Below are 23010 nucleotides of genomic sequence, written 5' to 3'. Positions count from 1 at the left end.
GCGGCGTTCACCACGCGGTCACCCCGGGATGGGTGGATTACCCGGTCGGGTGGACGGATTCGCGGGGGTGGAGCGCACGTGCGGGGATCAGAGGTCACCGCGGGCTCTCCTCCCGACCCCCTCGCGGTCCGGCCTCCCGACGGCTTCGAGCCGGTCCGCGTGCTGGGCTCGGGCGTGTACGGCACGACGCTGCTGTGCCGGGAGACCGCCCGCGACGGCCGCGAGGCGGTCGTCGTCGTGTTGCGGCCCCGCCCCGCCGCCGCGGACGAACGGGCCCGCTTCCACACCGAGTTGCTGGCCGCCGCGGCTGCCGCACGGCATCCGTGCACCGCGCGGGTCCGCGACGTCGTCGGCACCGAGGACGGCACCTGCTGCCTGGTGACGGACTGGTACCCGGGAGGCGCGTTCCCCGCCGACGCGCCGGTGCCGGTCGGCGAGGTGGTGCTCGCGGGGATCCGGGCCGCGCTGTCGCTGCGTGCCGCGCACCGCCGGGGGGTGCTGCATCTCGACGTCCGCCCCGGCGCGCTGGTGCGCGGCGCGGACGGCGAGGTCCACCTCACCGGGCACGGCGTCGCCCGCGCGGTCGAGCGGGCCGACCCCGCCGTCCGACGCGCGCACGATCCCGCTTTCGCGCCCCGGGAGTTGGCCGGGTGGGAGCCGCCCGGGCCGGCGTGCGACGTGGCGATGCTCGGGGCCACGATGTCCGCGCTGCTCCGCGGTCCGGGCGCCGCGGGCGACGGCGGGCCCGAGGGCTCGGGTGCGCCGCTCGTGCTGCCGGGTGAGCCCGCCGCCGGGTTGACCCCGGCGGTACTCGGCCCGCCGCCCGACGACGTCGCGTTCGCGTACCGGGCATTGGCGGGAGAGCGGGTGGCGACGGGCGGGGCGCCGGTGCCTCCGGCGCTGGCCGCGCTGCTGCGGCGCATGGTCGCGGCGAACCCCGCCGACCGGCCGTCGATCGCGGAAGTCCACGGCGCGCTCCGCGCGTTGGTGCCCACGCCCTTGGCCGACCGGGTCCCGGACCTGCTCCCGGAGCCGGCCGAGCCGGACCCGCTGGCGCAGCCCGATCCGCCCGAAGAGCCGTACGAGGACGAGGAGGACGACCCGGACCACGACGCACGTCAGCGGCGCCGGCGGCGCTGGCTGGTCACGATGGCCGTCGCGGGCGCGGTGTTGTTCGCCGGCGGAGCGTTCGCCATCGTCCGCATGGACCACGGTGGCGGGAAGAAGGCGCCGGAGGCCGGGAGTTCGCCGAGTGCGTCCGCGCCCGCGGGCGGACCGGGCGGTCCCGCACGGTTGTTGACGCCGTCTCAGGGCGCGCAGTACGCCCCGCGGGACGTCACGACCGCGGCCTTCGGGGACAGTGTGCAAGTGGCGTGGCAGCCGCCGTCGGACGCCGCGGCGCAGGCCCAGGTCGCGGGCTACCTCGTCCTCGCCCAGAACCCGCGGGGCGCGGCGGTGGACCGCCGGGACACGTCGTCCCGCGAGTCGAACGTGGTGTTCACCCTCCCGCGCACGAGTGCCCCGGCTCCCCCGATCTGCTACACCGTCACCACCCTGGTACGCCTCCCCGACAACGCGCTGGGCCTGGCCCCGGCCGAGCAGGTCTGCCCGGCCCAGCCGAGCGGCACCCCCTCGGCGCGGCCGGGGAGTTCGGGTACGTCGGCGGTCCCGCGGGGCGGCGCGGACGGCACGCCCGCCACCGGCGGGATGCCGGGCGCGGCCACCGCGGTGCCGGGCGGGACCGCGGGGTCCGCCACCGCGAACGCCACCGCCCCGGCGCCGCAGCCGTTCCCGACGACCGCCGCCGACGCCGATCCGGCCCGGCAGGCGCAGGCGGCGCGCGGCTGACGTCGCCGCCGCGCGCCGCGGAGGCCTACGGGGTCGGGCTGAGCGGCCAGTCGGTCGCGTTGGTCCAGAGGTCCCGCGCGAGGATGTTCGCCTCCGGCATGAGCTTGCCGACGCGCTTCGTGGCGATCTCGATCGTCCGCTCGTACTGCCAGCCCGGCTTGTCGGGCCTCAGTTGGAACATGTGGTCGCCGGGTTGGTTGTGCAGGCCCGGGCCGGTGAACGCCGGGTTGTGCACCTGCCATTTGGTGGCGACCTGTTGCATCGCGCCGCCGGCGAACCCGCCGGCGCCGCTCATCCCGACGCTCATCGCGAACGACCCCGCCGTCATGGGGGTGTTCTGCGCGTTCATGAGGTAGACGTTCTCGGCGGTCTTGCCGACCATGCTCGACAGCATGCTGTTGAGGCCGCCGGTGTACCAGTGGCGGCGGAAGCTGACGGTGTCGGCGGTGGTGTCGAGCAGGCGGTGGTACGGCTTCTGGTAGCGCAGGCCGCCGTCGGCGTCCTTGCCGTCGGCGCGGTTCTTGTGGCCCTCGGCGCGGGCCGCGGCGTCGTCGCGGCGGGCTTCGGAGCGTTCCGCGTCGCGTTCGGCGGTCCGCTGGGCGTCCCGGGAGTCCTGCGCCTCCTTGCGGGCGACGGCCGCGTCCTCGTCGGCCTTGTCGGCCTTCGCGGCCGACTGCGTGGCGGCGTCGTCCGCCTTGGTCGCGGCGGTCTCCGCGTGCGCGGCCTCGGTCCTGGCGGTGTCGCGGGCGGTCCGCGCGTCGTCGGCCTTGGCCTGCGCGGTGTCGGCGTCGTTCCTGGCCTGGTCGGCGTGGGCCGTCTCGGTCGCGGCCCCGTCCCGTGAGGTCCGCGCGTCGTCCCGGGCCTGCCGGGCGTCCTCGCGGGCCTGGGTCTCGGCGTCGCGGGCGGTCCTGACGTCGTCGTCGGCCTTCGTGGCCCGGGTGTCGGCGTCCCTGGCCCGTACGTCCGCGTCGTCGGCCTTGGCGGTGTGCGTGTCGGCCTGGGAGCGCTCGTGGACCGCGGCGTCACGCTCGTGCGCCGCCGCGTCGCGGTGCTGCTGCGCGTTCGCGGGGTCGCGGTCGGCTCGGGCGTCGTGTTCGCGGGCCTTGGCGTCGTGGGCGTCGGCGCGGTCGTGGTGCCGGTCGGCGGTGTCGCGGTGCGTCTGGGCGTCGTCGCGGTGGCCGGCCGCGGTGTCGCGGTGGGTCTGGGCGTCCTGGCCCCGGTCGTGCGCGGTCTGCGCGTGGCGGTCGGCGTCCGCGGTACGGTTCTGGGCCGTCGCGTCGTGGCGGTCGGCGTCCTTGGTGTGCGTGTCGGCCGCGTCGCGGTGGGTCTGTTCGGCGCCGCGGTGCTCGTCGGCGGTCCGCTGGTGCTCCGCGCGCTGCGCCTCGTGCTGGTCGGCGCGGTGGTTCGCGGCCGAGGCCTCGTCGGTGGCCGTCTTCGCGTCCTGCCGGTGGGTCTCCGCCTCGGAGCGGTGCTGCTGGGCGTTCTGCTCGTGGCCCTGGGCGCGGTTGTTCGCGGAGTCGGCGTGCTGTTCGTGGGTCCGGGCGTTGTTCCTGCTGTCGGCGGCCTGGTTGTCGTGGCGGGTCTCGGCGTCGCGGTGGATCCGCTCCTGGTCGCGGTGCCGTTCCTCGGTCCGCCGGCTCGCCGGCCGCTCGGTGCCCTTGCGGTCGGGGTTCTCGGCGTTGCGCGGTGTTCCGTTCCTGCCCGGCTCGGTGGACTTCCACCGGCCGGTCGCCAGGCGGTTCTTGATCTTGTCGCCGACGCCCTTGCCGCCCACGCTGACCACCGCCCCGGCCGCGGCGTTGACGAACGCCGCGGGGTCCCAGAGGCGGACCTCCTTGCCGTTGAGGTAGTTCGCGGAGAGCGTGGTGGCGTACTTCGCGCCGACGTTGGTGGCGTACTGCATGCCGTACTTCGTCGCGGCGACCTTGACCTTGCCGGCCCGCGTGGTGGGCGCGGTCGCCCACTTGCCGTTGTAGCCGCGCATGACCTTGCCGTTCCTGCCGAACGCGGAGACCGCGTTCTTGGTCGTACGGCCCGCCCAGGCAACGGGTTTGACGGCGAACGCGGCCTTGCTCGACCGCACCGCGCGGCCGGCCGTGGTGAGCCCGCTCGCGGCCTTGGTGACCCACTTGGCGTTCTTGGCCAGCAGGGTCAGGTTCTTCATGCCCGGGAGGACGTCCAGCAAGGCCATGAAGACGTCCCCCAACCCGGCCTTGCCGCGCGCGTATTGCACGACGGTGGAGACCAGCACGACCGCGGCGAGCGCGAAGACGATCCAGCCGAGGGGGCCGCTGACGAAGAGGGCGATGACGCCGAGGACCGCGACGGCGACCTTGAGCCACGGCACGACGTTGTCGTAGAACCAGTCGGCGGCGCGCTCGAACCAGTTGAGGTTCTGCATGCCCTGGTCCGACGCGTCCCGGAGTTTCGTGACCAGGGCCGTCGCGGCGGTGTCCCGGTCCAAGACGGCGGTCGCGCGGTTGGTGATCGCGCCGTTCAGGGCGTTCGTGGCCGCGGTGACGGCGGTGCCGGCCCTGGTCTGCGCCGCGATCGCGTTGCTCTTGTCCTGGCGTGCGGCGGCCAGTTCGGCGGGGGTCGGCTCGGGGATGTTGTGGGTCTGGTGGTTCTCGAGCTTGTCCAGATGCGTGGTGGCGCGCGTGACCCAGGCGTCGGCGGTCGTCTTGGCGCTTTCCGCCTTCGTCTTGTCGGACCGCGCGGTCTGCGCCGCGGTCAGGGCCCGGTCGGCGATGCCCTGCGCCGTGGTGAGCGCGGTCGCGTAGGCGATCAGCGCGTCGCCCGCGGTCTGGTACGAGTCGCGGAGTTTGGCGATGTCGGGCGGCACCGGGTCGATGTGCTCTTTGTAGGCCTGGGCCGAGAACCCGACCCACTCCTGGATCACGCCGTCGGTGCGCATGCTGTCGATCTGCTGGTGGATCGTCGCGGCGCGGCCCGCCAGTGCCGTGAAGGCCTGCCCCAGGGAGTCGATCTGCAGGGGGTCGCCGGGCGTGGGGTCGGTGCCGGGCGGCAGGGCACTCCAGTCGGGCGGGCGTCCCATAGTGGTTGTTCTCCCTCGTGATCGCCGTCGGGCGCGGACGCAGCGTCGTGCCGTGCGTCCGCGCCCCGGTTTCTCCATGCCGCCGCGACGGCGCCGGGTGCCGGGAGGCGTCAGCTGAGTCCCTGGCCGAGCTGCTGGTCGGCCTGCTCGAACGTCTCGGCGGCCTTCTTGAGGTAGCCGCTCATGCCCTGAAGGCCCTCGATCGTCTGCGACGCGCCGCGGTTGAACTCCTCGTACGAGGTCTCGAACTGCTTGCTGGACTTGTCGGTGACGTATCCGCCGTTGACCAGGGTCTTGATGAGGGTCTGGAGCACGGTCAGCTTGTCGATGATGTCGGCGTGGCCGTCCGCGAGGTCCTGCGCGGCCTTGCGCATCTCTTCGTAGGTGACGTTGACGTTGGCCATGGGGTGCCTTTCGTGGTCGGTTCCGGCGCGGCGGATCAGGTGGCGTGGTCGAAGCGGAAGGTCGACGTGATGGCGTCGAACACGTCCAGGAAGGCGTCCTGGAGCGCGAGGGCGGGCGTGGTCCCCGTGATGACCGCCAGGTGCTCGGCGCTGCCCGGTACGCGGACGAAGGTCTGCATGGTGGCCAGGCGCACCCGGCGCGGGCTGCCGGGGAGTCGCACGTCCTCGACGCCCTCGGACCGTGCCGCCGGGCCGACTTCGGGGATGTCGACCGTGGACACCCGCTGCCACGTGTCGTTTTCGTGGAGCGCGGCCTTCGGTTTCAGGGACGCGGCCATCGCGCGCGGGTCGGTGTCGAGCAGTTCGCCGGACGGCGACCGGGTCGAGACGACGGCCATGGTGACGCTCGCGGTGACCGGCGTCCCGTCGACCTCCTCGGCGTGGCAGCCGCAGTACAGCGCGCCCGAGTCCCAGGCGTCGCGCGCCATCGCGCGCAGCAGCTTCAGCAACGCCGGGCGGTGCGGGGCCAGTTCGGGGGCCTCACGGATGCGGTCGTTGACCGCGCGGCGGATGTTGTCGTCGCGGCTCGCCGGATGGATGTCGAACTCGTACCAGTGCCCGGGCACCGTGATGGAGACACCGACCGGTGCCGTGGAACGCGTGCTGCGCACCCTGCCCCCGCTTCCCCGTGAAACATGCTTCTCTTCGCTTTCTAGTGCGCCCCGGGGAAGCGCGAGGATTATGGAAAGTGAACATCAGGAGATATCAAGGTGAAGTCTGGTTCGCGTTCACCGCATTCGCGAGTTTCTGGTCCGTGGCGGTCAGCTCGGTGACCACGGAATGGCCCATCTCGGACAGCGCCTTCATCTCGCCCTCAAGCTTCTTGCGGCCGTCCCGCCACCCGTCGGCGAAGTCGTGCAGGGCGTCCGCCGCACCCGAATGCCCCAGTGCGGCATCGACGTTGTCGACGTTCTTCGGGGTGTCGTTCATGGTCTGGCGGATCAGGTCGAGGCGCCTGGCGAACACGTCCAACTCGGGAAGGTCGACGACCAAATCCCCTGTCGTGAATCCCATCGGTATACCCTTCGCAGGAATCCGGATATCCCCGAAATCATGACGGCAACACACCGCCGGCCGCCAGGGATATCGGGAATCCGACCGGTGCGCCGAGGGGGAGCGATGGAAATTCGGCTGAGCCTGACCGCGGCGGACCATGCCGCCGACGTCGTCGTCGACACCGACCCCGACGTCCCGGTCGCCGCGCTCGCCGCCGAGTTCGGCCGCGCGGTCGGCGCGACCGGTCCCGACGGTGCCGTCCCCGACCTGTACGTCGCGGGGCACCGGCTGGACACCGGTGCGGCCGTGGGCGCGTCCCCGCTGCGCGACGGCGTCGTCGTCGCCGTGGGCGCACGGGCCCCGGTCCCGCCGCCGGCCTCCTTCGGGAACGTCGAAATACACGTCACCGGCGGGCCCGACGCCGGCGCGGTGTTCCGGCTCGGGCCCAGCACGGCGGTCCTCGGCTCGGGGCCCGACGCGTGGATCCGCGTCGCCGATCCGGCGCTTCCGGCCGCCGTCGCCGAGGTGGACGCGGCAAGCGATGGGACCGTCACCGTACGGCCGCTCCCGGGCGGCGCGGAGGTGCGCGTCGACGGCGAACTCCTCGACGCGCCCCGCGCCTGGCCGCTGCGCGGCGTGCTGACGTGCGGCCACACGGTCTTCGAGCGGGCCGTGCCGGACTTCCCCGACGGCGCGCTGCGGCCCGCCGAGGACGGCGCCGGCCTGGACTTCAACCGCCCGCCCCGGGTGCTCCCGCTGCCGCGCCGCCGCACGTTCCAGATCCCCACGCGCCCCGAGCAGGGCGAGGCGCAGCCGCTGCCGTGGCTGATGGTGCTGGGGCCGCTCATGGGCGCGCTGGTGATGGCGTACGTCATGAAGACGCCACGGTTCCTGATCCTGGCGGTGCTCAGCCCACTGTCGATGATGGGGATGTACTTCACCAACAAGCGCCACGGCCGCCGTTCGTACCGCAAGCGCCTGGAGCGCTACCACCAGCGCAAGGCGTCGATCGAGGAGCAGGTGGAGCACGCCATCCGCCTGGAGACCCTGCAGCGCCGGGCGGCGGCGCCGGACGCGGCGCGGATCGGGCTCGTCGCCACGGGCCCCCGCCGCCGGCTGTGGGAGCGCCGGCACCGCGACGCGGACCGCCTGGTGCTGCGCGTCGGGACCGGCGAACTCCCGTCCGAGGTCGAGGTGACCGATCCCCGCCGCGAGGAGCACCGGCGGGCGGATCCGCGCCGGCTCGCGGCGGTTCCGGTGACCGTGCCGCTCGCGCAGTGCGGCGTGCTCGGCGTCGCCGGCCGGGCGAACCTCCCCCGCGGGATCGGCCGTTGGCTCGTCGCCCAGGCCGCGGTGCTGCACGCTCCGGGCGATCTGCGGGTGTGCGTGCTGACCGACCACGCGGGCGCCGCGGACTGGGAGTGGGTGCGCTGGCTCCCGCACGCCCGCCCCGAGCAGGACGGCCAGGCGGTCGCGCTGCTCGGCACCGACGCCGAGTCGATCGGCCGCCGCATCGCGGAACTGCTGGGGCTTTTGACGGCACGTCAGGACGCGGTGAAGGCGGCGGGGGCGGGCTCCGCGCCGGCGGGCCCCGACCACCTCGTGGTGTTCGACGGCTCCCGCCGCCTGCGCTCCGTCCCCGGGGTGACGCAACTCCTGCGCGACGGCCCGGCGGTCGGCCTGTACGCGATCTGCCTCGACGCGGACCGAGGCCTCCTGCCGCAGGAGTGCGGCGCGGTCGTCGAAGAGGACTGGTACGGACTGCTGACGGTGACCCGGACCGGCGCCGACACCGCCGACGGCGTACGCCCGGACGCGGTCTCCGCCGCGTGGTGCGAGCGGGTCGCCCGCTCCCTGGCCCCCCTGCGCGACGCCAAGAACGACGCGGAGTCCGCCGGACTCCCGGACTCCTCACGGCTGTTGGACGTCCTGGACCTGGAGCCGCCGAGCGGGGAGACGATCGCGGGGCGCTGGTCGATGGGCGGCCGGTCGACCGTCGCGGTCGTCGGCGAGTCCTTCGACGGCGCCTTCGGCGTGGACCTCGTGCGCGACGGCCCGCACGGCCTGGTCGCGGGCACCACCGGATCCGGCAAGTCGGAACTGCTCCAGACCATCGTCGCGGCCCTGGCGATCGCCAACCGGCCCGACGAAATGACGTTCGCGCTGGTCGACTTCAAGGGCGGCGCGGCGTTCAAGGACTGCGCGCGCCTCCCGCACACCGTCGGCATGGTGACCGACCTCGAAGCCCGCCTCGTGGAACGGGCGTTGGAGTCGTTGGCCGCCGAACTGCGGCGCCGCGAGCACATCCTGGCCGCCGCCGACACCAAGGACCTGGAGGACTACCAGGTCGCGATGCGCACGAACATTGGGCTCGCGCCGCTGCCGCGTCTGCTCATCGTCATCGACGAGTTCGCCGAGATGGTCACGCAAATGGGCGACTACGTCACGGCGTTGGTCAACATCGCCCGACGCGGCCGGTCCCTCGGCATCCACCTGATCCTGGCGACCCAGCGCCCGAGCGGCGCGGTCTCCCCGGAGATCCGGGCCAACACCAACCTGCGGATCGCGCTGCGCGTCACCGACGGCGCGGAGAGCGCCGACGTCATCGACGCCCCCGACGCCGGGCGCATCTCGAAGTCGACCCCCGGGCGTGCGTACGTACGCCTGGGTGCGTCGTCGCTGCTGCCGTTCCAGTCCGCGCGGGTCGGCGGACGGCGCCCGGGCTCCCCCGCCGAGGGCGCGGCACCACCGCCCCCGCGCGTCGTCGAACTGCCCTGGGCCGCCCTCGGATCGCCGCTTCCGCCGCCCCCGCGCGGGCCGAGCACCGAGAGCGACGACCTCCTCACCGACCTGTCCGTGCTGGTGGACGCGATCTGCGAGGCCAACGACCGGCTGGGCATCCCGCCCCAGCACAGCCCGTGGGCGCCGCCGCTGCCGGAGATCCTGACGCTGGCGGAGCTCACCGGCGCGAAATCCGGTGCGGAGGCGGGCACTTTGGCGCCGGCCCCGTTCGCGTTGGAGGACCTGCCCGGCGAACAGGCCCGCCGCGTCCGCACGATCGACTTCACGTCGTTCGGTCACCTCATCGCCGCCGGGGCGCCGCGCACCGGCCGCTCGCAACTCCTGCGTACCGTCGCCGGATCGCTCGCGACCACCAACTCGTGTGCGGACGTGCACCTTTACGCACTCGACTGCGGCAACGGGGCGCTGCTGCCGCTGGAGGCGCTGCCGCACTGCGGTGCGGTCGTCCGCGCGTCCGACACCGAGCGGGCCGTCCGCCTCCTCGGCAAGCTCGCCGACGAGGTGAAGCGGCGCATGGCGATGCTCGGCGAACGCGGCTTCACCGACGCCGGCGAGCAGCGCGCGCACGCCGCACCCGGCGAACGGCTGCCGCACATCGTCCTGTTGCTGGACCGCTGGGAGGGCTTCACCAGCACGGTCGGCGACCTCAACCACGGCGAGCACACCGAGACGATCCTGCGGCTGATGCGCGAGGGCGCCAGCGCGGGCGTGCACGTCATCGCGACCGGCGACCGCACGCTGCTGACCGGCCGGATCTCGCAACTCACCGAGAACCGCATGGCGTTCCGGGTCAGCGACAAGAACGACTACGGGCTCGTCGGCCTGATGGCACGCCAGGCACCGGACACCCTCGCCCCGGGACGCGCGTACCGCGTCGGGGCGGTGGAGACGCACGTCGCCCTGCTCGGCCCCGACCCGGCCGGGCAGGCGCAGGCCGCCGACGTGCGGGCGATCGCCGAGGCCGCGCGGCTGCGCGACGCCGATGTCCCGCGCGCGCAAAGGCCGTTCGGAGTCGACGTGCTGCCGTCGCACATCGCCTTCACGGCGGCCTGGTCCCTGCGGGGACGCGGCGGCATGCCGGCCGAGGCGGGCCCGCTGTGGGGCATGGTCGCCGTCGGCGGCGACACGCTGACCGCCCTGGGACCCGATCTCGCCGTCGGCACACCGGCGTTCGTCATCGCGGGCCCCGCGCAGTCGGGGCGCAGCACGGCCCTCGCCTCGGCGGCGAAGGCGTACCTCGCGGCGGGGACCGAGGTGATCGTGCTGGCCCCACGCGCATCACCGCTGCGCGGGCTGCGCGAAACCCCGGGCGTGGCCGCGGTGTTCGACGGCCCCGATGTGCCCGCCGCGGACTTCCTCGCCGCCGTCGACGCGCTGACGGGCCCCGGCGTCGTCCTCGTCGACGACGCGGAACTGCTCCGCGACTGCGAGGCGGGCCCGGACCTCGCCCGCCTCACACGCCGCTCGCTGCGCCCCGACGTGGGACTGATCCTCGCCGGCGACGCGGACAGCATCTGCGTCGGCTTCTCCGGCTGGCAGGTCGAGGCCAAGAAGGCCCGGCGCGGCCTGGTCCTGTCCCCGCAGAACACCATGGACGGCGACCTCATCGGGGTGCGCCTGCCGCGCGCGTTCGTCGGCCACCCGGTGCAACCCGGGCGCGGCGTCCTGCACTTGGGCGACGGCGAACAGGTGGTGGTGCAGGTCCCGGCGACGACCATCGGGGGGTGACCAGGCCGCCGGGCCGGATCACCGCCGGACGGCCCGCAGCACGACGAACTTGCGGTTCGCGGCGACCACGTCGCAGTTCCCGAGGACCCGCTTCAGCCTGACGTGATGGCCGAGGTGCCGGTTGCCGACCACCCACAGCTCGCCGCCCGGGCGCAACACCGTGCGGGATCCCGTGAACATCCGCCACGCGACCCGGTCGGTGGTCGCCTGGTGGCTGTGGAACGGCGGGTTCACGAGGACCAGGTCGGCGCTGCCGGGCGGGAGTCCGGCCGTCCCGTCGCCGACCACGAACTCGGCCTTCCCGGTGTCGGGGAGGTTCGCCCGGTACGTCGCCTCGGCCGAGGCCACCGCCTGGTACGACTCGTCGACGAACGTCACCCGCGCCTCGGGATTCCCCAGCGCCGCGGCGAGGCCCACGACCCCGTTGCCGCAGCCCAGGTCGACGACGTGCTCCGCGCCGGTGCGCCTCGGCAGGGCGCCGAGGAGGAACCGGGTCCCCACGTCGAGGCGTTCCGCGCAGAAGACCCCGGCGTGATTGACGACCGTACGCCCGGAGGCGGCGCCGATCCCGTCGGGGAGCCGGTACCCGTGCGGCCACGGGCTGGGCCTCGGGGCGATGCCGGGGTCGGGCGTACAGAAGATCAACCGGGCCTTCTGCTCGGCGAGCGAGGTCCGTGTCGGCCCGAGGACGCGCTCGAACAGCGCCAGCGTCGACGTGTGGATCTCCTTCACCATGCCGGCCCCCACGACCGTGGTCCCCGGGCCCACCGCGGGGGCCAGCCGGCACAACTGGTCCTCCAGCAGCGCGAGGCTCTTCGGCACCCGCACGAGCAGGGTGTCGACCCGCTCGGGCGGCGTGTCCCGGGTGGTGAGCAGGCGCGGCGCGCCCGCGTCGGCGCCGTTTCGGGCGAGATTCGCCCGCGTGGCCTCGCGGGCCAGGAACGAATCGGTGATCTGCGTCACCCCGAACCGGGCGAGTGCGGTCGTCAACGCACCCCAGCGGTCCCCGACGATCAGCCCGCGCCGGATGTCGCCGCCTTCCGCCGCCAACCACCGCAGCAGATAGGCATCCGCCGCGTCCCAGGCCCGCAACCGTTCCCCGGGGTCGTCCGGGAACCGCCCGAGCCGGAAATCGCCCCACGCCGTAGCCAACCGTTCCATGATCCGCCCAGGCTACCGACCCGTCCGCCGCCGCGACCGGCCGAGGGACGAGGGCGCCGGCGCGGTGCGCGGCTCGGCCGCGGCGGACCGGCCGCCGGCTCCCGCCCGGTCGGCCGCGGCAGGTCGGGGCCCGCGGGCCTCCCGCGGCGTTGCCGCCCTCACGGGCGGCCCCCTGCCACCGCCGCGTTCGCCGTCGGCGCCGCGACCGCGGCCTTCCGGGCGGCGCGTGTCAGCGCGTCCGCGTGGTGCCAGGCCTCGGCGGCCCGGGCGGGGGTCGGGGTCGTGTCGCCGTAGGCGATGGCGTTGACCAGGGCGGCGAAGTCGGGCAGGACGGTCGCCGCGTCGGGCGCGCCCGGGTGGTCGGTGAGAGGGACGCCGGTCAGGCGGGCCGTGCCGTAGGCGGCGACGTCCTCGGCGGTCAGGGTCGCCGGGTCGGGCATTCCCAGACGGTGCAGGGCGGTGCCCACGCGGCGCCAGGCGGCGATGACCTGGCAGGCCGGGTCGCCGCGCCGTTCGTTGCGGCGCTGCCGCCACGGCGCGAGTGCGCGGTGGGCACCCAGCCCCGTACCGACCAGGGCGGCCGTCGCGATCGCCGCGATCGGCCAGGTCCACCACGGGATCCCGCCGCTCCCGCGGTCGGCCTGTGCGGTCGGCGGTGCGGGGGCGTCGCGCTCGGCGTCGATGATGCGCTCGTCCTCGATCCGGCGCTGCACCGCCGCGCCCGGCGGCAGGCCGCCGGGGGCGGGCTCGGCCGGCTCCGGTACGGCCTGCGGGGGCAGGGGCCGCCCGCCGCCGGCCGCCTCGCCCGGCGTCGGTTGGAACGCCACCCACCCGACGTCCGCGAACTCGACCTCCGGCCACACCACCGCGTCGCGGCCGAACACCTGGAGGCCGTCGGCCTCCTCGGTGCCGTGGTGGAAGCCGACCACGACCCGCGCGGGCAGGCCGAGCGTCCGGGCCATCGCCGCGAACGCGGTGGCGAACTGCTCGGACGTGCCGCGCTTGGACTCGGTGAGGAAGAACTCCAGGGACCGGTACGTGTGTCCGGGCACCGCGGCGGTGTCGAAGGTGTGGTTGTCGCGCAGCCACTGCGCGAGACGCAGCGCCTGTTGGTACGGGAATCCGCTGCCCTCGGTGGCCTGGTGGGCGAGTTCCCGCAGCCGGTCGCGAATCGGGCTGTCGGGCAGGTGCGTCATCGCCGGGTCGTCCGCGGTCTGCGCGAACTGCACGCGCCGCGGGTCGGGGAGGGGCACTTGGGACTTGACCCGGTAGGTGTCGCCGTCCTGGAGCGGCACCCGTGTCGCGATCGTGCCGCTGTCGGTGTCGACGGCCAACTCCTCGGCTCCCCGGGGACCTTCGATGCTCCGCGGCCGGTCCGCGGCGGGCAGCCACACCCCTCCGAGCCGCTGGACGGTGATCCGCTGGTCGAGGTCCAGGGTGTCCACCCCCGCGTCCGACGCGGCGGCGCCGTCGGCGGTACCGGGTACGCGTCCCCCGGTCGGCCGCAGGGCCGCCGCGGGAGACCAGGTCCTGCCGTCGAACTCGGTGAGGACGGCGAGGCGCCAGTCCTGGTCCGCGAGCCGGGCGGCGTCGGCGGCCGACGCCGCGGTGCCGGTCACCCGGAACATCGGGCGCAGCGGGTCGGCGAGCCACGAGCCCACCAGGTCAAGGGGGTTGCCCCCGGTGATCGGCCCCGGCGACGGCGCGGCGGCCTCGTCGCGCGGGCTCACCGGCGTGCGGCCGTCCGCGCCGGTCAGGGACGGCGCGACCAGCGCCGCCACCAGGGCGGCGGCCATGACGACGGGTATCGAGGCCGCCGACGCCCGCGCCCGCCCCGGGTGTTCGCGTGCCGCGGCCGGGGTGTCGGCGGGTACGCCGGCCGCGGTGCCGCACCGGGCGATGAGCAGGAGCCCTGTCGCGCCCGCGAAAGCGCCCGCGGCGGCCACGTTCGAACCCGGTCCGCCCGCACCGACCACCGCCGCCAGCGCGAGCACGGCGAAGGCGGGCAGGGCCGGGGTGAGCACGGCCCGGGTGCGGAGGGCGAGTTCGGCACCGGCGTACGCGGCCAGCCACACGGCGGTGAACGGCAGGACCAGCAGCGCGCCTTCGGCGGGCACCGGGGCAACGGTCGTGAGGACGCGGTGGGGTGCGTCCAGCAGATCGGCACCCATGCGGCGGGCGAGTGCCGGGCCGGGCACGGTGTCGCGGTGGAGGATCCCCCACCCGACGAGGAACCAGGCCAGGGGCTGCGCGAGCAGCGAACGCCACAGCGGGGCGGGACCACCGCCGCGCGGGCGCGACACCAGCGCGGAGACCGCGACCGGTACGAGAGCGGCGAGCGCGACGACGGGTGCGACCGCCCGCAGGCCGTACGCCCGGTGGAAGGCGAGCCCCGCGCACAGCGCCAGGACGCCTGTCGGCCCGAGCGCCACGGCGCACCGGGCGGCCACGGAACCGGCTCCGCCCCCGGCGGCGCCCGTCGCGGGCGGCTCCGGCGCGGCGTACGCGCGCGTGGAGGCGGGCCGCGGCGGGTCGGCTCCGCGGGTTTTCGTGCGTTCCGGTGCGGCGTTCCAGGTCATCGGACGGCCTCCCGGCGCCACGCGCTCACGAGGCTGTCCGGGCCGTCGACCGGCAGGCAGGGGATGTCCCGGGGCACCGTGCCCGGGCCGTCGGGACCGCCGCGCCCGGCCGCCGGGCGCTCGGATGTGCCGCGCTCGGCCGCGTGCCCCGGCGCGGCGGCCCGGACGACGACGGTGCGCTCGAACCGGTCGGCGAGCCGGGCGAGTTCGCGCACACCGGTCAGGTCGTGGGAGCCGCTGACGACGACGAGGGTTCCGCCGACGCGTGCCCGGTCCACCGCGTCGAACGCGGCGGCGAGGGAGCGTTCGCCGGTGAACTCCACCACGGCGAGCGCGTCGAGGAGTTCGTCGGGGGTGAGGCTGTGGCGCGATTCCGCGAGCACGCACCCGGCCGCGCCCAGCAGCCGCAGCGGGAAGCGGCGCAGCAGGACCGCGCACGCGACCGACGCGGCCGTCTCGACGGCGAGTTCGAAGGCCCGCTCGGCGGTGTCCCGCGATTCCGGCGTGCGGGCGGCGTCGTAGGCGGCGGACCGCGTGTCGAGGACGACCGTGGTGTGCGGCATGCTCACGTCCACCATCTGACGGACCATCAACTCCCCGGTGCGCGCCGAGGACCGCCAGTGCACGCGGCGCAGGTCGTCGCCCAGCACGTAGCCGCGCAGGGCGTGGAACGTCTGGCTTCCGCCGTCCGCCGTGGCCGAGTTCGGCCCTTCGATGTGGTGGGCGCGCCCGGAGGCGAGCAGGGGCAGCGGATGCACGCGGGGGCGGACGAGCAGCGTGGTCTCCCCCGCGCACACGCTCGCCCGACGCGTGAGGCCGAGGGGGTCGGCACGTACGACGCGGAGCGGCCCGACCACCACCCGGCCGCGCCGGTCCGTCGGCAGCCCGTAGCGGGCCTCCCCGGGCTTGTCGGGGGCGAGGCGGGTGACCTCGACCGGTACGGGCCGGCCGCCGCAGCGGTCCTCCAGCGCGAGCCGCCGCAGGACGCGCCGGCCCCGGTTCACCAGGGTGACGACGGCCTCGGCGGGGTCGCCGCGGGCCACCCGGGCGGGGACGACGACGCGCGCGGCCGATATTCGGCGCGGCGGCAGGGCCCAGGCGAGGGCGCCGAGGGTGGTGAGCAGTGCCGCGCCGCCGAGGACGGCGGCCTCGGGGTAGCCGAGCGGCCACGCGGCGGCGAGCAGGGCGGCGGCGATCCCGAGCAGGCGCGTCCCCGTCGCGGTCCACGGCCACCACCGGGCGCGCGGGTCCCGGGGTCGGGCCGGGCCGGCGGCGTCGCGCGTGTCGGTTCCGAGGGGGTCGGCCGGGTGCGTGCCGGGTCCGTGCGTGTCGGTCGGGGGCGCGGCCGACCGTCCCTCATCCCGCTCCACCGGGGCTTCCGTCCCGGCCCGCGGTCGGCTGGGGCACCGGCAGCCGGGCGACGATCTCCGCGATCACGTCGTCGGCGGTGACGCCGGAGAGTTCCGCCTCGGGCGCGAGGAGGAGCCGGTGAGCGAGGACGGGGACGGCGAGCGCCTTGACGTCCTCGGGAAGCGCGTACGTGCGTCCGCGCGCCCCGGCGCGGACGCGGGCGGCCCGCACGAGCGCGACGCTGCCGCGCGGACCCGCACCCAGCCGCACGTCGGACCGGTCGCGGGTGGCGACGGCGATGCGGATGGCGTAGTCGACGACCGGGTCGGGCACGCGCACGCGTTCGCGGATCACGCGCGCGAACTCCTCGACGTGCCGGGCGGTCGCGATGGTCGGCAGCGCGTCGACGGATTCGGCCATGGTGCCCGCGGCGACCGCGAATTCGGACGCGTGGTCGGGGTAGCCGACGGCGAAGCGCATCATGAACCGGTCGAGCTGGGCCTCCGGCAGCGGGTAGGTGCCCGCCATCTCGACCGGGTTCTGCGTGGCGAACACCAGGAAGGGCTTGGGCACGTCGTGGGTGACGCCGTCCACGGTGACGCGGCCCTCCTCCATCACCTCCAGCAGCGCGGACTGCGTCTTGGGCGAGGCCCGGTTGATCTCGTCGCCGATGACGACGTTGGCGAAGACCGGGCCGGGCAGGAACGTGAAGCGGCCGGTGTCCTGGCGGAACACCGAGACGCCGGTGATGTCCGACGGCAGCAGGTCCGGCGTGAACTGCACACGGTGGCACGTGCCGTCGAGCGATGCCGCCAACGCCCGGGCGAGCGTGGTCTTTCCGGTGCCGGGCACGTCCACGACCAGCACGTGGCCCTCCGCGAACAGGCAGACCAGGGCGAGTTCGACGACGTCGCGCTTGCCCTTGACCACCCGCTCGACGTTGTCGGCGAGCGCGGTGAAGCACTCGGCGAACAGCTTCAGCGGGCCGGGCACCGCGGAGGCGTTCTCGGCGGCGGTGGGCGCGGTGGTCGTCACCGGGACACTCCTCGTACGCGGTGGTCGGGCAGCGGTCGACGGGCCCGGGCCGGACGGGCGGTGGGCGTGCCCGGCGTCATGTGCACTGCCACAGCTGTCCCGGCGAGTAGGTGCCCGCGTCGGCGTTGGTCGTGCGGATGTACAGGTCGCTGACCCACCCCTGCTTGCCCTCCCAGGTCACCCGGTCCCAAATGGCGCTCGCGGTGCTCTCGCCCTCGCGGGTCACCCGTTCACCGGTCACCTGGCAGTGCACGGTGATGTTCCCGGTGTATCCGGGCGGGATCTCCCCGGCCCGGCCGCCGGTCTTCGTGGTCGGCTCGTTGCGGACCCCGACGGGGACGCCGTTGGGGATGTTGGGGCCGACCTTGAGCGTCTTGGCGGGCGGCGTCAGGTCGAGCGTGGCGCGGCCCGCCGTGCCGCGTCCGGCGTCGCTGACCGCGGTCACCGTCACCTGGTACTTCTTGCCGTTCTCCAGCCCGGTGAGGGTGTGCGAGAGCGCGTCGACGCGCTGGGACGCGCCGTCGACCTCGACGGAGTACCAGACCTTCGCCGAGCCGTTCCCCGGTGCCGCGTCCCAGGTGATCCTGCCGCCGTGGCCGCCCTCGGAGGGCGTCGCCCGCACCTTCCCGACCGAACCGGGCGCGGTGCACGGGCGGACGGGGGTCGAGCCGGGCGAGGTCGCCGTACGGCCGTCCGCGTAGTGCGCGACGATCTTGAACCCGTACTCGGTGTCGCACGAGCCGCCGCTGACGGTGAACTCGAAGGGTCCGTCGGCGTCCGCGGTCGTCGGGCTCGCGGTCTGCCCGGCGGCCAGGCCGGCGACGGAGTAGCCGGTCGGGCGCGCACCGGCCGAGGGCGCGAAGGTGAGGACGATCCGCCCGGGTCCGGACGTCGCCTCGGGCCGTCCCGGCGGGGTGACGGGCGCGGGAGGCGGCGTCTCGGCCGGCGGGGTCGTCGCGGGCGGCGGTTCGCTTGTCGCCGGCGGGGACGTCGTGGGCGGCCGAGTCGCCGGGGGTGGCGTGGGCGTGGTCGGCGCCGCCGTGGTCGGTGCGGCGGTCGTCGGCGCGGGCTCGTCGGGCGCGGTCGACGACGCTGCCGGAGGTGCCGGGGGTGCCGGGACGGGTGCTCCCGTCGGTACCCCGGGCCCGTCCTCGGCCGTCGGCTCGCCCGGCCCCGGGGGCCGCGGGGCCGGCGGACCACTCGGGAGCGCGGGGCCCGTCCGCTCGGGCGCGGGAGGCGCGACCGGGGCCGCGGGCCGCGACGGCGTCCCCGGGGCCTTCGCGCTGTCCGCGTCGTTCCCGGACCCTCCGCTGCCGCCCACCGAACTCCCGTCGGCTCCCGGGTCGGTGCGCGCCGCGTCGGCCTGGTCGCGCGCGGGCGGCGCCGGGTCCCCCGGCACCTGCGGCGGCGCGCCGGACTCCTCCCCGTCCGTGCCTTCCGGGGTGTCGTCGGCGTACTTGCCGACCGGGTGCGCGACACCGGACGCGTCGACGACCGCGGCGGCGGAGCTGTTCCGGTCGTTGACCCACAGCATTCCGTCACGCACGAAGGACTCCAGCGGACCGGGCTGCCCGGTGACCTTGATCTGCGGCTCGAACTGCGCCTTCGCGGTGTCGTAGACCAGCAGGAAGCCGTGCGCGCGGTCGGGGATGTAGACGCGCGAGCCGAGCACCTGCGGCGGCGCGAACGACCCGGCGGCTCCCCCGATGCCGAGCGGCACCGCGGTCACCGAGCCCCGGTCGAGGTCGGCGAGGACCAGCGTCCCGGTGTCGCCGGCGAGGACCGGGACGAGCGCTCCGGGGGTGGTCTCGGGCGTCAACACCCGTGCGGGGTCGGCGTTCCCGAGTTCGTCGGGCAGGCGCACGGTCAGCGTCGGGCCGCCCGCCTCGACGACCGTGACCGTCTTGGCCCTCGGGTCGGTCACGACCGGGCGGTCGCCGGCCAGCGTGAGCCGCAGCGGCCCGCCGGGCTCCGCGACGCGGACGGGCGCCCCGGGCACGGCACCGCGCACCGGGACGACCTGCCCCTTGCCCGGCAGGGGGACCCACAGCGTGGCGCGCGAGTCGGCCTGCGCGCGGCCGAGGGGCTTGTCCCCCAGGTCGACGGCGGGCGCCAAGGGCGTGAGATCGGCGGGGTTGATCGGGCGCACCGTGCCCTGCGCCTCGTCGACCAGCCACGCGGCGCCCCCGCCGGTGGCCAGACGCAGCCCCGGGGCCCCGTAGTCGTAGCGGTACGGGACCGACAGCTCCGCCGGATCGACGCGCGAGACCACGCCGGTCTCCTGGTCGACGACGAGCACCGACGAACCGTCCTCGGCGACCTGTACCGGGTGCCCCTGGGTCCCGGGCACGGCGACGCGTCCGTCGGTGCGACCGGTCGGGCCGTTGACGTGCGAGACCGTGCCGTTCCCCGAGTTCGACAGCCAGGTCCCCAGATCGCCGAGCCTCGGGATCGCGTCGGCGGCCCCCACTCCCACGACCACGGACGCGGCGACGAGACCGCCGACGAGCGCCAGCGCGACCCCGGCGGTGACCCGGTCGCGGCGGCGGCGCAGCCAACCCCCGGACCGGTCCGGCGTGTTCGCGGAGCCGGTCGACGCGCTCGCCTTCCCGGGCGTCGCGACGCCCGCCGGCGCGGCCGGCGAACCGGCGGGCACCGGGGTCCCCGCGTCACCCGAAGCGCCTTCGCCGCCACCGCTCTTCGACCGGCCCCACCACCGTCGGCCGCGGCGCGCGGAGCCGGGCTCGGAGGCACCCGACGAACTCGCGTCTCCCCCGTCGCCCAGGTGGTGCGGCCGGAGCCCGGGTCCCTGTGCGTCCATGGTTTCGAACGTTACCGAGACGTAGACGGAGCACGAGGATTCGGGGAAATCGGTCGCGGAGGTTTCCACGATGTGCCGTCCGGTGTTCACCCGGGCGTCACCGAATTCCCAACCGTACGGATGAATTTGTCCGTGATGAACGAAATATCATGATTTCATGTCCACTTCGCGCGACCTGCGGTTCGCGAAAAGGATTGCGCGGCGCGCGCTCCCTCCGATGAGTCGTCCGCGGACACGCTGCGGCGCCACCGGTGCGACATTCGGGCCCAACATCGGCAGAATGCCCGGGTACCCCAGTGTGAAGGTGGTTCAGGTCCGTGGTGACGTCCACACCCTCTGTCAACAAGAGGATCGCCGAGGAGATCGGCGTACGCGAAGGACAGGTGCAGGCCGCCGTCGAACTGCTCGACGGCGGGGCGACCGTGCCGTTCATCGCGCGGTACCGCAAGGAGGTGACCGGAACCCTCGACGACACGCAACTGCGCACCCTCGAAGAGCGCCTGCGCTACCTGCGGGAACTGGAGGAGCGCCGTACGGCGATCCTGGAGTCCGTCGAGGCGCAGGGCAAACTCGACGACGCGCTGCGCGAGCAGATCATGGCCGCCGACTCCAAGGCGCGGCTGGAGGACATCTACCTGCCCTACAAGCCCAAACGGCGCACCAAGGCGCAGATCGCCCGCGAAGCCGGCCTGGAACCCCTCGCCGACCTGCTGTTGGCCGACCCCGGGCACGAACCCCAGGCCGCGGCGGCGGACTTCGTCGACGCGGACAAGGGCGTCGCGGACCCCGCCGCCGCCCTCGACGGCGCCCGGTCGATCCTGGTCGAGCGGTTCTCCGAGGACGCCGACCTCGTGGGCGACCTGCGCGAACGCATGTGGTCGCGCGGGCGCCTGGTGGCCAAGGTGCGCGAAGGTCGCGAGGAGTCCGGGGCGAAGTTCTCCGACTACTTCGACTTCGCCGAGCCGTTCACGCGGCTGCCGTCGCACCGGATCCTGGCGATGTTCCGCGGCGAGAAGGAGGACGTCCTCTCGCTCTCCCTGGAGCCCGACGCGGAGGAGCCGGCCGACGCCGCCCCCGGCCCGACGGACTACGAGCGCGCCATCGCGCACCGCTTCGGCATCACGGACCGCGGGCGCCCGGCGGACACGTGGCTGGCCGACACCGTGCGGTGGGCCTGGCGCACGCGCTTCCTCGTCCACCTCGGCATCGACCTGCGCGGACGCCTGCGCCAGGCGGCGGAGGACGAGGCGGTGCGGGTGTTCGCCGCCAACCTACGCGACCTGCTGCTCGCGGCCCCCGCCGGCGCGCGCACGACCATGGGCCTGGACCCGGGGCTGCGCACGGGCGTCAAGGTCGCGGTCGCCGACGCGACCGGCAAGGTGGTGGCGACCGACACCATCTACCCGCACGAGCCGCGCCGCCGGTGGGACGAGTCGATCGACACCCTCGCCCGGCTGGCCAAGGCCCACGGCGTCCAGCTCGTCGCCATCGGCAACGGCACGGCGTCCCGCGAGACCGACAAACTGGCCGGCGATCTGATCAAACGCCACCCCGAGCTGGCACTCACCAAGGTCGTGGTCTCCGAGGCAGGGGCGTCGGTGTACTCGGCGTCCGCGTACGCGGCCCAGGAACTCCCCGACCTCGACGTGTCGTTGCGCGGCGCGGTGTCGATCGCGCGGCGGCTCCAGGACCCGCTCGCCGAACTGGTCAAGATCGACCCGAAGTCGATCGGGGTCGGGCAGTACCAGCACGACCTGTCCGAAGTGCAGTTGTCCCGCTCGCTGGACGCCGTCGTCGAGGACTGCGTGAACGCCGTCGGCGTCGACGTCAACACCGCGTCGGTGCCGCTGCTGACCCGCGTCTCGGGCATCGGCGGCGGGCTCGCCGAGAACATCGTGCTGCACCGCGACGCCAACGGCCCGTTCAGGAACCGCAAGGCACTCAAGGACGTGTCCCGGCTCGGGCCGAAGGCGTTCGAGCAGTGCGCGGGCTTCCTGCGCATCCCCGGCGGAGACGACCCGCTCGACTCCTCCAGCGTGCACCCCGAGGCGTACCCGGTCGTGCGCCGCATCGTGGCGGCCGTCGGCGGCGACGTCGCCGCGGTGTTCGGCAAGGACGCGGTGCTGCGCTCGCTGAGCCCGAAGGACTTCGTGGACGAGCAGTTCGGCCTGCCGACCGTGACCGACATCTTCACCGAGTTGGAGAAGCCCGGACGCGACCCCCGGCCGGCGTTCAAGACCGCGGCGTTCAAGGAGGGCGTCGAGCACCTGACCGACCTCCAACCGGGCATGCTTTTGGAGGGCGTGGTCACCAACGTCGCCGCGTTCGGTGCGTTCGTCGACGTCGGCGTGCACCAGGACGGCCTGGTGCACGTGTCGGCGATGTCGGACCACTTCGTCAAGGACCCCCGCGAGGTCGCCAAACCGGGCGACATCGTGCGCGTCAAGGTCCTGGACGTCGACATCCCCCGCAAGCGCATCTCCCTGACGATGCGCCTGGAGGACGAGGCGAACGCCGGGGGCGGACGCACGGCTCCCGGTCCGCGCCGGCCGCAGAACGAGCGCCGCGGCCCGCGCGACGGCGGGCAGGGCAGGCAGGGCGGTTCCGGCGGCCAGGGCGGCGGTCGGCGCGACGCCGGGCAGCGCGGCGGACGCCAGGGCCAGGGCGGCCAGAGCGGCCAAGGCGGCCAGGGCAACCAGTCCCGGCAGGGCGGCGGCCGGGGGGACCGCGGCGGCAACCGCGGCAACGCCCCGATCGGCAACGGCGCCCTCGCGGACGCGCTGCGGCGCGCCGGTCTCGTCGAAGGCGACGGCGGCCCGGCCCGAGGGCGGCGCTGAGACGGCACCCGCACGCCGCGCGGCGGGACGGGCCGGGCCCGTCCCGCCGGCGGCGTTCACCGGAACTCCACCACCGTGGTGGCGTGTCCGGTCGCCGAGGTGTGGGCGCGCGCGGCGACCGCCGCCGCGTGTGCCGTGCGGTACCGCTGACGATCTCGTCCCCGGTTGGCCGAGCAGGACGGATGCTGGCACTTCCAGCCCCAGGTACTCACGCGGGCACCTCCGTGTGCGTCGAACGGTGTACCCCACCCTCACCCGATCCGGACGATCGAAGAGGGGGAGGCAACACGCTCAACCCGCCCGGGAGTCCCGAGGTGGCGGTCGGCGGCGACAT

General features: G+C 74.9%; 13 protein-coding genes. 3 read left to right on the top strand and 10 right to left on the bottom strand.

What is annotated here, in order from left to right; genetic code table 11:
- Window positions 1-78: 78 nt before the first annotated feature.
- Window positions 79-1848, top strand: coding sequence for a protein kinase domain-containing protein (locus LO772_RS26450; RefSeq protein ID WP_231774534.1), 1770 nt, complete (start codon window positions 79-81; stop codon window positions 1846-1848).
- A 25-nt stretch (window positions 1849-1873) separates the two neighbouring features.
- On the opposite strand, the gene LO772_RS26445 is transcribed toward LO772_RS26450, so the two are convergent.
- From LO772_RS26445 to LO772_RS26430, 4 genes are all read right to left on the bottom strand, one after another.
- A complete protein-coding gene (locus LO772_RS26445; RefSeq protein ID WP_231774533.1) occupies window positions 1874-4903 on the bottom strand; it encodes a hypothetical protein in 3030 nt (1009 codons plus the stop codon).
- Window positions 4904-5013: 110 nt separating this feature from the next.
- Window positions 5014-5307, bottom strand: coding sequence for a WXG100 family type VII secretion target (locus LO772_RS26440; RefSeq protein WP_231774532.1), 294 nt, complete (start codon window positions 5305-5307; stop codon window positions 5014-5016).
- 35 nt (window positions 5308-5342) lie between these two features.
- Window positions 5343-5978: a hypothetical protein gene (locus LO772_RS26435; protein ID WP_231774531.1), complete on the bottom strand. Its 636-nt coding sequence runs from the start codon at window positions 5976-5978 to the stop codon at window positions 5343-5345.
- Window positions 5979-6072: 94 nt separating this feature from the next.
- The gene (locus tag LO772_RS26430; RefSeq protein ID WP_231774530.1) at window positions 6073-6381 is read right to left on the bottom strand and encodes a hypothetical protein; all 309 of its coding nucleotides are present in this window, start codon (window positions 6379-6381) and stop codon (window positions 6073-6075) included.
- 105 nt (window positions 6382-6486) lie between these two features.
- Between LO772_RS26430 and LO772_RS26425 the strand changes: the two genes are divergently transcribed.
- Window positions 6487-10893 (top strand): FtsK/SpoIIIE domain-containing protein, encoded by a 4407-nt coding sequence (locus LO772_RS26425; protein ID WP_231774529.1) that lies wholly within the window; start codon window positions 6487-6489, stop codon window positions 10891-10893.
- An 18-nt stretch (window positions 10894-10911) separates the two neighbouring features.
- Here the strand turns inward: LO772_RS26425 and LO772_RS26420 are convergent, their stop codons facing one another.
- The 5 genes from LO772_RS26420 to LO772_RS26400 form a co-directional block, all read right to left on the bottom strand.
- Window positions 10912-12045 carry a methyltransferase gene (locus tag LO772_RS26420; RefSeq protein WP_231779729.1) on the bottom strand — a complete coding sequence of 378 codons (1134 nt, stop codon included), beginning with the start codon at window positions 12043-12045 and terminating at the stop codon, window positions 10912-10914.
- A gap of 167 nt (window positions 12046-12212) precedes the next feature.
- On the bottom strand, window positions 12213-14633 hold the full coding sequence (locus LO772_RS26415) for a transglutaminase domain-containing protein (RefSeq protein WP_231774528.1): 2421 nt from the start codon (window positions 14631-14633) through the stop codon (window positions 12213-12215).
- Window positions 14630-16003 carry a DUF58 domain-containing protein gene (locus LO772_RS26410; protein ID WP_231774527.1) on the bottom strand — a complete coding sequence of 458 codons (1374 nt, stop codon included), beginning with the start codon at window positions 16001-16003 and terminating at the stop codon, window positions 14630-14632. Before LO772_RS26410 ends, LO772_RS26415 begins: the two co-directional genes overlap by 4 nt.
- A complete protein-coding gene (locus LO772_RS26405) occupies window positions 15990-17018 on the bottom strand; it encodes an AAA family ATPase (protein ID WP_231774526.1) in 1029 nt (342 codons plus the stop codon). Before LO772_RS26405 ends, LO772_RS26410 begins: the two co-directional genes overlap by 14 nt.
- Window positions 17019-17094: 76 nt before the next feature.
- Window positions 17095-19839, bottom strand: coding sequence for a fibronectin type III domain-containing protein (locus LO772_RS26400; RefSeq protein ID WP_231774525.1), 2745 nt, complete (start codon window positions 19837-19839; stop codon window positions 17095-17097).
- Window positions 19840-20159: 320 nt separating this feature from the next.
- On the opposite strand from LO772_RS26400, the gene LO772_RS26395 reads away from it, so the two are divergent.
- Complete coding sequence (locus tag LO772_RS26395; RefSeq protein WP_231774524.1) at window positions 20160-22676, top strand: Tex family protein; 2517 nt, start codon at window positions 20160-20162, stop codon at window positions 22674-22676.
- A 56-nt stretch (window positions 22677-22732) separates the two neighbouring features.
- On the opposite strand, the gene LO772_RS26390 is transcribed toward LO772_RS26395, so the two are convergent.
- The gene (locus LO772_RS26390; protein WP_231774523.1) at window positions 22733-22888 is read right to left on the bottom strand and encodes a hypothetical protein; all 156 of its coding nucleotides are present in this window, start codon (window positions 22886-22888) and stop codon (window positions 22733-22735) included.
- Between the last annotated feature and the right edge of the window lie 122 nt (window positions 22889-23010).

Origin of the sequence: Yinghuangia sp. ASG 101 (assembly GCF_021165735.1) — a bacterium.
In the GTDB taxonomy this organism is placed as follows: Bacteria; Actinomycetota; Actinomycetes; order Streptomycetales; family Streptomycetaceae; genus Yinghuangia.
Note: the sequence above shows the minus strand (reverse complement) of the source record. Positions and strands in the feature narration are given on the sequence as shown.

Excerpts from the sequence above, each read along its gene's own strand:
- LO772_RS26445 (WP_231774533.1), bottom strand. The coding sequence starts at position 4,903 with ATGGGACGCCCGCCCGACTGGAGTGCCCTGCCGCCCGGCACCGACCCC.
- LO772_RS26440 (WP_231774532.1), bottom strand. The coding sequence starts at position 5,307 with ATGGCCAACGTCAACGTCACCTACGAAGAGATGCGCAAGGCCGCGCAG.
- LO772_RS26430 (WP_231774530.1), bottom strand. The coding sequence starts at position 6,381 with ATGGGATTCACGACAGGGGATTTGGTCGTCGACCTTCCCGAGTTGGAC.
- LO772_RS26425 (WP_231774529.1), top strand. The coding sequence starts at position 6,487 with ATGGAAATTCGGCTGAGCCTGACCGCGGCGGACCATGCCGCCGACGTC.
- LO772_RS26415 (WP_231774528.1), bottom strand. The coding sequence starts at position 14,633 with ATGACCTGGAACGCCGCACCGGAACGCACGAAAACCCGCGGAGCCGAC.
- LO772_RS26400 (WP_231774525.1), bottom strand. The coding sequence starts at position 19,839 with ATGGACGCACAGGGACCCGGGCTCCGGCCGCACCACCTGGGCGACGGG.